Here is a 12665-nt window from a genome sequence, read left to right as displayed (position 1 = left end):
GCTGACCGTCCGCGTCACGCCCAAGGGCGGGCGCGACGCCGTCGACGGCTGGATGCTGGACGAGGCCGGACGACCGGTCCTGAAGGTGCGGGTGAGCGTCGCAGCATCCGAAGGAGCGGCCAACGCCGCCGTCGTGGTCCTGATCGCCAAGGCCCTTGGGCTCCCGAAGTCGGCCGTGCGCATCTCGGCGGGCGAGACTTCACGCGTCAAACGGCTCGCAATCGACGGCGCGACCGAGGCCGAAGCGAGCTTGGCCTTCGGAACCCCTCCGGCCCCCAGCGGTTAGAACGCTGACCGCTCAACGACTTGCCTGTCGGACAAGAGCGGTCGCGATCGGCCCGGTCACACCCCTGGCATCCCCCCGACCGAGACCGGGCCGATCCCCATCCTCCCATGCTAAGCTTGGCCGGAACGGTAATGCCGTTCAGCGGTTGGACTCCGTGCAGCAGAAGGAAGGGAAGGACCATGGCCACTCATGCCGGCAAAGGTCCGCGAGGCTGGACCCTGCGCGACGATCGCCTGATCGAGGAGGTGTCGGAGCGACTCATGGAAGACCGGCTGCTGGACGCCCGCCATGTCGAGGTGTCGGCCAACGCCGGCGTCGTGACGTTGGCCGGCGACGTGCCCGGCGCGTCGGACATGGCGCACGCCGAGATGCTGGCGCGCCAGACGCCGGGCGTGACGTCGGTCGTGAACCGCCTGCAGGTGCAGCCGGGCCAGCGCGCCGTCGACCGGCCTGGTCCGGACGAGAAGGCGCACTACGAAGGTCGCTGGGGCCGCTGGGTCCCGCCCTTCATCACCTGACGCCGGTTGGCTAAGCTCGCGGGCATGGCCAGCCGCGCAGACCCCACTCAAGGCGATCCCACTCGGGGCGACCTCGGGCGCATGATCGCCGACGCCCGCCGCATCGTCGTGTTCACCGGTGCGGGCATCTCCACGGAGAGCGGTATTCCCGATTTCCGCAGCCCCGGCGGCGTGTGGAGCAAGATGAAGCCGATCTACTTCCAGGACTTCGTGGCCAGCGAGGAGAAGCGCCGCGAGGCCTGGGACCGCGCCTTTGCGGGCCGCGCCGGCTGGGTCGGGCGCGAGCCCAACGTCGGCCATATGGGCGTGGCGCGCCTGATCCACTCGGGCAAGGCCAGCTCGGTGATCACCCAGAACGTCGACAACCTGCACCAGGCCTCGGGCGTCCCCGCGCGGCAGGTGATCGAGCTGCACGGCAACGCCAGCTACGCCACCTGCCTGGAGTGCGGCGAGCGGCACGAGCTCGAGGACCTGAAAACCCTCTACCAGGCGACGGGAGACCTGCCGGCCTGCCGCCTCTGCGACGGCATCGTGAAGACCGCCACCATTTCGTTCGGCCAGGCCATGCCGGCGGGACCCATGGCGCGGGCCGAGGAAGAGACCCTGGCCTGCGACCTGTTCCTGGTGCTGGGCTCGTCGCTGGTGGTCTATCCGGCCGCCGGCTTCCCGATCCTCGCCAAGCGCAACGGCGCCCGCCTCGCCATCGTCAATCGCGAGCCCACCGAGCTCGATCCCTACGCCGACCTGGTGCTGCACGACGAGATCGGGCCGGTGATGACCGAAGCGGCGCCGGCCAACTAATTGTCGGAATCACCTCTGTCGCGGCGATTTGGTCACACACCTGCCGCGATCGTTGGGCTATGCGCTCCGCCGATTCCTCGTTCGGAGCCCTAAGTGATCAGATTTGCCGTCGCGGCCTCTATCGCCGCCCTCCTGCTCTCCGCCTGCAGCTCCGGCGAAAAGGCCGATTCCAGCGACCCCTACGCCGGCCAGGACCAGCAGATCCTCGCGTGGCGCACGGACATCGAGGCGAACCACCCGGTTTGCGCGACCAAGGTCGAGGGCAAGGGCTGCCAGGACTTCCAGGTCATGTGCAAGGCCGCCCAGGAGATCGACGCGGCCGAGACCGCGAAGGGCGTCACCGCCCAGTTCGTCGCGGCCATGACCTTCGCCGGACGCAACCCGGACGGCTCGACGGGCAACTCCGGCTCGTCGTTCGCGATCTTCTCGAAGGCGAACAACACGTGGACACGCGCCGAATCCCCGCCGGTCAACCTGCGCACCTGCGGTCCGGTCTAGGGGCGCGTAGCGCCAAGAAGATTGGTCCGCGGGCAACATGAATGAGCGCCTGCGGCGTGCTAGCCGGTTGCGCGGGCGCCCACCAGGCGGCGGACCTGGGCGGCCTGGCGGCGGGCCACGGGCACTTCGGCGCCGGATTGCAGCACCACGGCGGACGGGCCGCCGGGACGCCGCGCCAGGCGCACGATGCGGTCGCGGCGCACCAGGGCGCCGCGGTGCACGCGCAGGAAGTCCTCTGGGTCCAGCTCGGCCTGCAGCTTGCGGATGGCCTTGCGGACCAGGAAGCTGCGCCCGCGGCTGTGGATGCGCACATAGTCGCGTTCGGCCTCCACCCAGTCGATCAGACTGACCGGCAGGCGCAGGCGGTCGCCCCGGTCGGGCACCCAGATCTCCTCGGCGAAGCCGCTCTCGCCCGGCTCGGTGTCGGTCTCGGCCGAGCGCAGGGCGGCCACCACCTCCTCCAGCTCGGCGATCCGTGAATTGGCTTCGCGGCCCTGCAGCGCGCGCCGCGCCCGGTCCAGGGCCGCGTGCAGGCGGTCGAACTCCACCGGCTTCAGGAGATAGTCCACGGCAGCCAGCTCGAAGGCGTCGGCCGCGAAGCGGCTGAAGGCGGTGACGAAGATGAAGATCGGCGCGCTCGCGGGGTCGACGGCGCGGGCCAGATCCAGGCCCGACAGGCCCGGCATGCGGATGTCGAGCAGCACCACGTCCAGCCCGCCCTGGCGGATCAGCTCCAGGGCGGCCTCGCCGTTGCAGGCCTGGCCCACCACGACGGCGTCGCCGGCCTTGTCGATCGCCATCTGCAGGCGGCGAAGGGCCGGCGGCTCGTCGTCGACGAGGGCGATCCGCAGCGGCCGGGTGAGGATGGGGTTGCCGTCGCTCATGCGCGCTCCAGGGGGATCTCGACGGAAGCCAGGAAGCCGTTGGGCCGGCGCGGGCCGCACGTGAGCTCGGCGGCCTTGCCGTAGATCAGGTCGAGTCGGCGGCGGACGTTCTCCAGGCCGAGGCCCAGCTTGGGCGGCGCCAGCGAGCCCACGCCATCGCCGCCGTCGTCCGAGACGGTGAGCGTGAGGCGCCCGCCCGCTGCCGCGGCGCTGATCTCGATGGTGACCGGGGCGTTCGAGCGGGCGACGCCGTACTTCACCGCGTTCTCGACCAGCGGCTGCAGGATCAGGCTGGGCGCCAGGGCGTCGCGCAGCTCGGCGGGGATGTTCTCGACGTAGTTCAGCCGGTCTTCGAAGCGCGCCTGCTCGATCAGCAGGTACTGCCGCTGGGCCTCGATCTCGTCGGAAAGCGGCGCCTTGTCGGGCAGCTCCTTCTCGAGGGTGTGGCGCAGGAAGCTGGAGAGCGAAAGCACCACCCGCTCGGCCCGCTCGTTCTCCTTGGCCAGGATCAGCGAGCTGAGCGCGTTCAGGGTGTTGAAGAGGAAGTGCGGGTTGATCTGGTAGCGCAGCATCCGGTTCTGCGCGTCCATGGCCAGCGCCTGCGAGGCGACCAGCCGCAGGTTCTTCTCCTTCAGCTCCTCCTCGTAGCGGATGGCGAAGTAGAGCGCGCACCACGAGATGAAGGTCCAGAAGAACATCGAGGCCGTGAAAGCCAACGAGATCGGGCTGAACGGCTCGACCCGCCACTGCGGGTTGATCAGGTAGAAGGCTGCGTAGTTCACCACCGAGTAGGCGAAGCCGCCCACGATCGAGAGCGCCACGGCCACCACGATCCGCCGCCACATCGGCTGTTCGGCCAGCGCCGACAGGATCCTGCCGATCGCCAGGCACGCGACGAAGCCGAACACCGCCATGCCGAACCGGCGGACCGCCATGTCGCCGGCGTGGGGCATCGCCTCCGCGAGCATGCGCGCGGTCACGATGACGTAGGTCAGCGTCCAGAGGACGAAGTTGGCGACGAGGTAATTGTTCGGACGCGGCAAGCGCACCAGCCCCACTCCCAGCAGCTTGGCATTCTGGTGAAATTCCTGCGACGACCAAGGCCGCTCGTCGACGCCTGTCGGCCGTTCGCCGCAAATCTTCCCGCTCAGCCTCCGCGCCGCGGCCCTTCGCCGCAATTCGCATGAAGACTTTTCCGGCTGCGGCATCCTCCCCTCGAAGTGTTGCGTAAGGGGGAACGACTGTGCCGGTTCGACCGCCATCGCTGAGGGCCATCGCCGCCTTCGAAGCTGCGGCCCGGCATGAGAGCTTCACCAAGGCGGCCGATGAATTGAACCTCACCCAGAGCGCCATCAGCCACGCCATCCGATCACTGGAAGTGCGGCTGGGCGTCGATCTCTTCGACCGCTTCGGCCGCACGGTGGCGCTCACCGAGGCCGGCCGCGCCTTCGTCAGCCGCCTGCGGCTGTCCCTGAACCTGATCTCCGAGGCCTTCGAGGCGCCCACTCGCCACGGCCGCGCGCGGCTCGTCGTGGCGGCGACGGCCGGCATCGCCGAGCGCATCCTGTCGAACCGGCTGCCCGGCTTCCTGGCCGCCCAGCCCGACCGCGAGCTCGAGTTGCGCACGGTCACCGGCGCGGCCGAGGTCAGCGCCGGCGAGGCCGACGTGGCCATTCTCTACGGCGCCGGCGCCTGCGCGGGCCTCACCCAGCGGCGACTGGCCGGCGAAGCCCTGTTTCCCGTCGCCGCGCCAGGCGCGGGCCTGCCGCGCCGGCCCGAGGAGCTGGCCCGCGCGCACCTGATCGGCCAGCCCGAGCATCCGTGGCGGCTGTGGCTGGAGCAGGTGGGCCTGCCCGACCTGCCGGTGCACGCCACGCTCACCGCCGACAGCCCGCTGGCCGCGCTCGAGCTCGCCCGCGGCGGCGCCGGCGTCTGCCTGGCCCGCGGCCTCCTGGTGCGCGACGACCTCAAGGCCGGCCGCCTGGTGCGGCTGTTCGAGGCCGAGGCCTGCCTGCGGGAAGACTACACAGCCGTCTGGAATCCCGCCTCGCCGCGGGCCGACCTGATCCGGCCGTTCGTGGACTGGCTGGCCGCGGCCCTGGAGCCGGCGCCTGCGCCGACCCTGCACGCCGCCTGAGCGGGCCCTCGGGAGAGGAAGACTCCGGCCCAACAGGAAACCCCCGGTCCGGGGCTGATGGACCGGGGGCTCGTGGGGGCTGCTCTATGGACGGAAGCGCGTTCCGTCATCCATTCAACCCGCAACCTTCGCGCGATGTTCCCGGGAAGCCCGCCATTTTTCGCCTGTCAGGCGAATCGGGCAGGTCCCCTGACGAAAAGAAGAGGGCCCCCGCTCGCGCGAGGGCCCGAAGGTCCGGGATCGCCTCTCCTCTAGAACTTGGCGGTGATGCCGACGAACAGGCGCCGGCCCAACAGGTCGTAGGTCGGGTACGAGTTCGGCGAGCCGGTCTGCGAGATGCGGTTGTTCACCAGCGGCGGATCCTGATCGAGGATGTTGTTCACCCCTCCGCGGACCGCGAACATGTCGTTGATGTTCCACAGCGCCGACAGGTCCAGGTAGCTGCGCTGCGGCAGCTTGTGGTTGAACGGGTTGGTCGCGCCCGTGCCGATGGTCGGCTCGTTGGTGTCCTGCTCGTAGGTCATCGAGTGGATGTAGCGCCAGGTCAGCGACGCGGTCACATTCCAGGGCGTGTTCCACGTGACGCGCATGGTGTGGCGCCAACGGGGGTTCAGCGTCTGGCACTGGGCGCCGAACAGCCCGGCGCAGTCGTAGGGCTCGTCGCCGGGGAACGGTGTCGTCGAAGCCTTGAGCAGGTACGATCCGGTGAAGTTGATCGAGATGCCGCCCCAGCCGTCGACGCCCCAGTCCTCGAGCGGCAGGGCGTAGTTCGCCTGCACGTCGATGCCGGACGCCTTGGCGGCGCCGACGTTCACGCTAGTGCCGACGATGTAGCCGCCGGCTCCGGTCGTCGTGCCGAACAGGATGCCGTTCTGGGCCCGCACGATCTGGCTGCAGAACTGCTCGTCGCCGGTGTCCAGGCACCGTTGCAGGATCACGCCCAGCGGGATCGCGCCGATCACGTCCGTCAGGTCGATCTTGTAGTAGTCGACGCTGGCGGTGAAGCCGCGGATGAATGCCGGCCGCGCCGTGACCCCGACGGTGAACGTCTTGGCTGTCTCGGGGGTGAGGTCCGGGTTGCCGCCGTTCAGCACCGCGCACTGGCCCGACGGGCACTGCGGGATGACGCCGTACTGCGCGGCGACGATGCCGGTGTTGAGACAGGCCGCCAGCGGGGCGGGGTTCTGCGCGCCGGCCGCGCACGGGTCTTCCGACACCTGGCTGGTGTTGGTGACCGCCTGCGGCGTGTAGAGTTCGAGGATGCTCGGGGCGCGGATGGCCTTCTGATACGCGCCGCGCAGCTTGAAGTCCGACGTCGGCGCCCACGAGAGGCCCGCCTTCCAGGTCTTGGCCTGGATACCCGTCGAGTAGTCAGAGTACCGGAAGCCGAGCTCGGCCGAGAGGTCGTCGGCGTAGGGCGCATCCTGCACCAACGGGACCCGCGCCTCGCCGTAACCCTCAAAGACGCGCAGGCTGTTGTCGATCGGCGTCGACGCGCCGCCAGCGCCCGACAGGTCGCCGCTCAGCTGGGCGGAGTCGGGCTGGTACTCGAGGTGGTCACGGCGATGGTGGAAGCCGAACGCCACGCCGACCCCGTCGTTGGCCCACGGCGACTTGACGCCGTAGTCGCCCAGGTCGCCGGTGATCGTGCCTTCGATGATCCGCTCGGTGATGCTCCCGCGCGCGGTGCCCTCGATGTCGAGGTAGGCCAGCGCGGCATCCGTGACCTGGCCGTCCTGGAAGATGTTGTAGGGCACGCAACCGCCGCCCGAGATGCAGACGGGACCGTTCGGGCCCTGCACCACCTGCAGCGCATTCTGGAGCCGCTGGATCGACAGGTAGTTCTGCGAGGCGTTGTTCAGGCTGGTGTAGTAGTACGAGCCGTAGAGGTCATACTTCCACGACCCCGTGATCTCGCCTCGGCCTCCGAACACCGCGCGGTAGTTGGTGTGCTCGTACACCTGATTGCGGCCGCCACCCTCGATGTTCCGCCGCCCGATCAGCATGTCGACACTGGCGCCCGACGCGATCATGTCGGCGGTGCACCCGATCACGCTGCGTTGCTGGGCGCTCATGAAGGGGTTGTTGCAGTTGATCAGGAAGCCGCCGTTCGGCGAGGCGCCGCTGCCCTGGAACAGGCCGGTCGGCGCGATCAGCACCTGGGTCTTGTCGCGCATGAATCCGAAGTCGCCATAGAACTCGAGGTGCTTGTTGACCTCGTAGCGGGCGAGGAAGCCCGCCGTGTAGCGCGTGCCCTGGTGCAGCAGGTAGGCGTAGTCGTGGGAATTGAAGAAGGGCGGCGGGGTGGTGCTCGCCGTGGCGCTCCACGGCTGGAAGGTGTTGCCCACCACGGCGACCAGGCCCGGCGCGCCGGGCAGGTTGAACGCGCTGCCGTCCGCCAGCAGCCACTGGTTCGAATTCTGCGAGCCCTCGCAACGGACAATGCCGCCGGGGGCGAGCACCACCTGGCAGGCCGAGTAGTCGCGCTTGGACTGCGTGACCGGATCCTGGTCGTGGTACGTGAAGTAGCCGGTGACGTTGCCGCGGCCGTCGTCCAGGTTCGCGCCCATGACGACGCTGAGGTCGCGCGACTTGCCGTCCCAGCGGTGCTCCTTCGGCTTGGCGATGCCACGCGCTGGCAGCAGGCCCTGCACGAACTCGTTGTGCTGGTTGTGCTGGTAGACACCCCACTGGGCGTCGATCTCAACACCTTCGAAGTCGCGCTTCATGATGAAGTTGACCACGCCGGCGATGGCGTCCGAGCCATAGGTCGCCGAGGCGCCGCCGGTCAGCACGTCGACGCGCTGGATCAGCTGCGAGGGGATCTGGTTGAGGTCTGGCGACGGGTTCGGGTTTCCGGTGTCGGGGTCGCCGATGCCGAGGCGTCGACCGTCCACCAGCACCAGGGTCCGCTGCTGGCCGAGGCCGCGCAGGTCGACCGTGGCCGTGCCGCCCGGGCCGGACAGCGGGTTGGACGTGGTCGAGAAGCCGGTCTGGCCGTTCTGGCTCACCTGCGGCAGCTGGTTCAGGATATCCGCGGTCACGGGGCGGCCGCCGAGGGTGACTTCCTGCGCGCCGACCACCTGGACAGGGCTCACGCTCTCCAGGTTGGGCGACGGGATGCGCGTGCCGGTGACGACGACTTCGGCCACCTCGTCGGCTTCCGCCTGCGCCTGCGCCAGCGCGGGGTTGGCCAGGCCGGCGAGGGCGGCGCCACAGATCATCGATGACGCCAGAAGGCGCGCGCGCGTGTGCTTGGTGTTCAAGGTCAAATCCTCCAGCGGCCGGCGGCGCATTGCGCCGAAACGGCCGATCCCCACATGAAAAGCCCGCCCTCACGCCGTCGGGCGAACCGACCGCGCGCCTGAGCGCTGCTTGGGGGGAAACTATTGTCGCGCCAGTAGGGCCTTTACTGAATTTGTCTTCTGCTCTTCATGAACGCGCCTCATGTGAGCGCCCGGAAGATTGATCCGGATGATATCCTGGGGCGTCGATAACGCGCGCAATATCAAGTAGATAAACCAAGCTCCGCGGCGACCTTGGGAGACGCGCTGCGCCGGGCGCCGGGCGCCAGGCCGTCAGTCGTTCGCGGAAGATTGTTGCAAAAAGAAAACAGGCGTCGACGAGCGGCCAAATTATCGCGACCAACTGCTACATGAGCACGCTTCATGTAAAGTATGACGAGAAGTCGTCACGAATATTCGCGTCATCGGCCCTAAGGTCATGACGCGCCGGGGTCCGGCCAGCTCTCCGTAGCCGAATGAGGACTTTCATGACCGCCGTCGCCTTCGAATTCGCCGCGGGTCCGGCGCCGTCCGCCTTCGCCGGCCCGCATGGCGCGCTCCGCGTCCTGTGGATCGACTCCGACGCCGTCGCCATCGAGCCCGGGGTCGACATGCTGCGCCGCCACGGTTTCGACGTGTCGTGCGCCGAGACCGCCGCCCAGGCACAGCCCGTCCTCGACGGTCATGGGACCGACCTGGTGATCCTCGAGACGGCGCTGCCCGACGCCGACGGTCTGGCGCTCTGCCGCAAGCTGTCCGAGGCCGAGACCGCGCCGGTGCTGGTGGTGGCCAAGGCCGCCGACACGCTGGACCGGGTCGCGGGCCTGGAGTTCGGGGCCGACGACGTGCTGCCCAAGACCATCCATCCGCTGGAACTCCTGGCGCGGGTCCGCGCCCTCCTGCGCCGCGCCGCGCGCCAGGCCCGCCAGGCCGCGGAGGCGGCGCTCGCCACCTGGCGCTTCGACGCCGAGCTCGGCTATGTGACCGCCCCGTCGGGCCGCACGGTGCGGCTGAGCCCTGCCGACTCGGCGCTCCTGCGGGCGCTGGCCGATCGGCCCGGCCAGGTGCTGCCGCGGGAGGCGCTGGTGGCGCTGCTGCACGGCGACGGCGGCGCGGCGGGCGGCCGCTCGATCGACGCCCGGGTGGCGCGGTTGCGCCGCACGCTGTCGGCCTGCGACGGCGCCGGTGAGTTCATCAAGACGCTGCGCGGCGGCGGCTACCTGTTCCAGGCGCAGGTCACGGCCCGCGGCGGCCTGGCGGCGGCATAGTCGGGATGCGTCACGGCCTCGTCCTGATCGCCGCCGGCGTCCTCCTGGCGGGGCCCGCGGCCGCGCAGCCGGCCGAGCCGCCCGCGCCCGCGTCTTCTGCGCCCGCTTCCGCCGTAGTGGCGAACCCCACCGTCGAGGGCTACGTGGCGCCAAAAGCGCCGAAGGACCCAGACCCGCTGGTCTGCCGCTCGGAGACGCCGATCGGCTCGAAACTCCCGGTGAAGGTGTGTGTCCGAAAGAGCGACCGCGACCGCCAGAAGCGGGATTCGCAGGAAGCGCTGCAGCTTATCCAACGTCGGTCGGATGGCCCGGCGGCGATCGACCCGAGGTTCCAATAGCTTTGCGGCGGGCGCCTAGCCGGTGGCCCGCGCCGAGCTGGGGCCCTGTGGCGCGCCGATCCAGTAGGCCACCTTGCCCACCAGCTCGCGCGCGCTGATCGGCTTGCCGATGTGGTCGTCCATGCCCGCCTCCCGGCAGGCGTCCACGTCCGACGGCTGCACACTGGCGCTCACCGCAACGATCGGGGTCTGTCGGTTGAGGTCGCCGCCGCGTATGGCGCGGGCGGCGTCCATGCCGTCCATGCCCGGCATCTGCAGGTCCATCAGCACCAGGTCGAACGGCGTGCGCGCGGCCGCCTCCAGCGCCTCGAGCCCGTCGGCCGCCTCGGAGAGCTGCAGGTCGAAGGGCCCCAGCAGCGCGAGGATCAGCTCGCGATTGGCCGGGGCGTCGTCCACGATCAGCACCCGCGCCCCCGCCGGCGGGCCGGCCAGCTCGGGCTCGGCGGCCTGGGCCGCCGCGCCGGCCGCGGGCGCGCACACCCGGAACCAGAACCGCGAGCCCCGGCCCTCCACGCTCTCGACGCCGATCTCGCCGCCCATCAGCTCGACCAGCGCGCGCGAGATCGCCAGGCCCAGGCCGGCCCCCCCGAACCGGCGGGCGTTCGAGCTCTCGATCTGCGAGAACCGCTGGAACAGGCGGCTCGCCGCGGCCTGCGCGATGCCGATGCCGGTGTCGGTCACCGACATCTCCAGCGTCCGGGTCCGCGGGTCGTGCGTCACCAGCAGCGTGACCTCGCCCTGGTGGGTGAACTTCACGGCGTTGGTGAGCAGGTTCAGCACCACCTGGCGCAGCCGCCCCGCGTCCGCCAGCACCTGGCCGGACGCCGGCGCCTCGACGCGACAGCTGAGCTTCAGGCCCTTCGCCTCGGCGCCGTCCTGCACGACGCCCAGCGCCTCCTCGACGAATGCCTGCAGATCGAACGGCTCGGGTCGCAGGGCCACCTGGCCGGCTTCGATCTTGGAGAAGTCCAGTACGTTGTTGACGATCGACGTCAGCGCCTCGCCGCTGCGACCGATGCGGTCCACGTAGACCCGGGCCTTCTCCGGCAGCGCGGCCATCCTGGCCAGCAGGTCCGCGAAGCCCACCACCGCAGTCAGCGGGGTGCGGATCTCGTGGCTCATGGTCGCCAGGAACTCGGACTTCGCCAGCGCCGCCGCCTGCGCCTCGGCCTCCTTGCGCCGCAGCTCGTCCTCCAGGCGTCGCTGCTGGCTAATGTCGCGCAGCACGGTCACGTAGCCGATGGGCTCGCCGGCATCGTTGTGGAGCGCGGCGGGACGGCCCTGCATCAAGACCCAGCCGCCGTCGGCGCACCGCATCCGAAACTCGTTGTCGCTCCCGCTGGGCAGGGCCTCGCCGGCCTGGACCGCGGCGAGCACGGCCCCAGTCTGGTCGCCCGGATGGACGAACTCGGAGGTCGAGCGCCCGACCATGTCCTCGGGGCGATACCCGAAGGCGCCGACGGCCGGCGAAATGAACTCGATCCGGCTCGCCATGTCGACGCGAACGATCACGTCGCTGGCGTTCTCGGCGAGCGCCCGGTAGCGGGCCTCGCTCTCCTGCAGCCGCTCCAACGCCTGGGCCGTCTCGGCCTGTTCGCGCGCCAGCTGCTCCTGCAGGGCCACGCGGGCGGTCACGTCGCGCAGGACAGCGACGGCGCCCACGACCCGGCCGCCGTCCAGGATTGGGCTCGTGGCGCCCTCGAAGTCGACGTAGCGGCCGCCGCCGAGCGGCGTGCGCCAGATGTTGAGGTCGCCCTGTGGCGGCGCCCGGCCAGCCCGCAGCTCAGCGAAGAAGGCCTCGTTCCGCGCGTGGTCCTCGGGCGAGACGATATCGCGGAAATTGCGGCCGACGACCCGGTCGGGGTCGATCCCGAATTGCCGCGCCGCCTGCGAGACGTACTCGATGTCGCCGTCCACGTCGTAGCGGACGATCAGGTCTGCCGACTGCTCGGCGAGCTGGCGGTAGCGCAGCTCGCTTTCGCGGACCTGTTCCTCCAGCCGCCGCCGTTCGGTCATGTCGCGCATGATCGAGATGACCCCGACCGTCCGGCCGCTCTCGTCGAACATCGGCGCGGGGCTGCCCTGCACCCATCGCCACGAGCCGTCGCCGCAGCGGAACCGCACCTCGATGCAGTCGTCCGGCGACAGGGCCTTGCCCGCCCGCGCAGCCTCAAGCCGGGTCCGCACCAGCGGTACGTCGTCGGGGTGGGCGAGGTCGAGGAGGTTCCGGCCGACCAGGTCGTCGGGCGTCAGGCCGAAGCGCGCGACCGACGGAGAGGCGTACTGGACGTCGCCCCGGGTGTCATACTGCAGGAGCACGTCCTGGGCGTGTTCCGCTATCAGCCGATAGCGGGCCTCGCTTTCTCGAAGCCGCGCCAATTCGGCGCGCCTTCCCCTCGGCCACAGCCGCGGCCACTTCATCGGTCCCCCCAACGTTTCCCGCGCCCCCAAGGGGGCTGGGATAACGGCAATTTACGAAGGATCGGCCGGACGCGACACGCGCCGTAAGGCCGCAGGGAAAGGGCCGCTCCGCCATCCTTGGCGAAGCGGCCTGGTCCGGTCGCCCGATCGGTCGGGTCAGGCGCGGGGGAACACGCGGCGGCGCCGACCTGCCGCTCGTGAAGGGCGATCCGTCAAAGACCATCGCCGAC

11 protein-coding genes are annotated in these 12665 nt (G+C 70.1%); 7 read left to right on the top strand and 4 right to left on the bottom strand.

The genetic code is table 11. From position 1 onward, the window contains the following. Window position 1: 1 nt before the first annotated feature. From VGD44_RS17970 to VGD44_RS17955, 4 genes are all read left to right on the top strand, one after another. Entirely contained in the window at window positions 2-286 is a 285-nt protein-coding gene (locus VGD44_RS17970) for a DUF167 family protein (RefSeq protein ID WP_331089650.1), read from the top strand. A 179-nt stretch (window positions 287-465) separates the two neighbouring features. After that, window positions 466-804, top strand: a complete 339-nt coding sequence (locus VGD44_RS17965) for a BON domain-containing protein (RefSeq protein WP_331089648.1) — start codon at window positions 466-468, stop codon at window positions 802-804. A gap of 24 nt (window positions 805-828) precedes the next feature. Next, window positions 829-1605, top strand: coding sequence for a Sir2 family NAD-dependent protein deacetylase (locus tag VGD44_RS17960; RefSeq protein WP_331089646.1), 777 nt, complete (start codon window positions 829-831; stop codon window positions 1603-1605). A gap of 93 nt (window positions 1606-1698) precedes the next feature. Further along, window positions 1699-2103 (top strand): hypothetical protein, encoded by a 405-nt coding sequence (locus VGD44_RS17955; protein ID WP_331089644.1) that lies wholly within the window; start codon window positions 1699-1701, stop codon window positions 2101-2103. A 59-nt stretch (window positions 2104-2162) separates the two neighbouring features. On the opposite strand, the gene VGD44_RS17950 is transcribed toward VGD44_RS17955, so the two are convergent. Further along, window positions 2163-2987 (bottom strand): LytTR family DNA-binding domain-containing protein, encoded by an 825-nt coding sequence (locus tag VGD44_RS17950; protein ID WP_331089641.1) that lies wholly within the window; start codon window positions 2985-2987, stop codon window positions 2163-2165. Continuing rightward, window positions 2984-4036, bottom strand: a complete 1053-nt coding sequence (locus VGD44_RS17945; protein WP_331089639.1) for a sensor histidine kinase — start codon at window positions 4034-4036, stop codon at window positions 2984-2986. Before VGD44_RS17945 ends, VGD44_RS17950 begins: the two co-directional genes overlap by 4 nt. A 194-nt stretch (window positions 4037-4230) precedes the next feature. On the opposite strand from VGD44_RS17945, the gene VGD44_RS17940 reads away from it, so the two are divergent. Continuing rightward, window positions 4231-5124 carry a LysR substrate-binding domain-containing protein gene (locus VGD44_RS17940; protein ID WP_331089637.1) on the top strand — a complete coding sequence of 298 codons (894 nt, stop codon included), beginning with the start codon at window positions 4231-4233 and terminating at the stop codon, window positions 5122-5124. Window positions 5125-5375: 251 nt separating this feature from the next. Here the strand turns inward: VGD44_RS17940 and VGD44_RS17935 are convergent, their stop codons facing one another. Next, window positions 5376-8390: a TonB-dependent receptor domain-containing protein gene (locus VGD44_RS17935; RefSeq protein ID WP_331089635.1), complete on the bottom strand. Its 3015-nt coding sequence runs from the start codon at window positions 8388-8390 to the stop codon at window positions 5376-5378. 506 nt (window positions 8391-8896) lie between these two features. On the opposite strand from VGD44_RS17935, the gene VGD44_RS17930 reads away from it, so the two are divergent. Both VGD44_RS17930 and VGD44_RS17925 read left to right on the top strand, forming a co-directional pair. Next, window positions 8897-9676: a response regulator transcription factor gene (locus VGD44_RS17930; RefSeq protein ID WP_331089633.1), complete on the top strand. Its 780-nt coding sequence runs from the start codon at window positions 8897-8899 to the stop codon at window positions 9674-9676. A 5-nt stretch (window positions 9677-9681) separates the two neighbouring features. After that, window positions 9682-10014 carry a hypothetical protein gene (locus tag VGD44_RS17925; protein ID WP_331089631.1) on the top strand — a complete coding sequence of 111 codons (333 nt, stop codon included), beginning with the start codon at window positions 9682-9684 and terminating at the stop codon, window positions 10012-10014. Window positions 10015-10029: 15 nt separating this feature from the next. On the opposite strand, the gene VGD44_RS17920 is transcribed toward VGD44_RS17925, so the two are convergent. After that, window positions 10030-12393 (bottom strand): PAS domain S-box protein, encoded by a 2364-nt coding sequence (locus tag VGD44_RS17920; protein WP_331089629.1) that lies wholly within the window; start codon window positions 12391-12393, stop codon window positions 10030-10032. Window positions 12394-12665 lie beyond the last annotated feature (272 nt).

This window comes from Phenylobacterium sp., from assembly GCF_036402295.1.
GTDB lineage: Bacteria > Pseudomonadota > Alphaproteobacteria > Caulobacterales > Caulobacteraceae > Phenylobacterium.
Note: the sequence above shows the minus strand (reverse complement) of the source record. Positions and strands in the feature narration are given on the sequence as shown.

What these genes read in the sequence shown, in the direction of transcription:
- VGD44_RS17965 (WP_331089648.1), top strand. Translation starts at nt 466, where the DNA reads ATGGCCACTCATGCCGGCAAAGGTCCGCGAGGCTGGACCCTGCGCGAC.
- VGD44_RS17960 (WP_331089646.1), top strand. Translation starts at nt 829, where the DNA reads ATGGCCAGCCGCGCAGACCCCACTCAAGGCGATCCCACTCGGGGCGAC.
- VGD44_RS17950 (WP_331089641.1), bottom strand. Translation starts at nt 2,987, where the DNA reads ATGAGCGACGGCAACCCCATCCTCACCCGGCCGCTGCGGATCGCCCTC.
- VGD44_RS17930 (WP_331089633.1), top strand. Translation starts at nt 8,897, where the DNA reads ATGACCGCCGTCGCCTTCGAATTCGCCGCGGGTCCGGCGCCGTCCGCC.
- VGD44_RS17925 (WP_331089631.1), top strand. Translation starts at nt 9,682, where the DNA reads ATGCGTCACGGCCTCGTCCTGATCGCCGCCGGCGTCCTCCTGGCGGGG.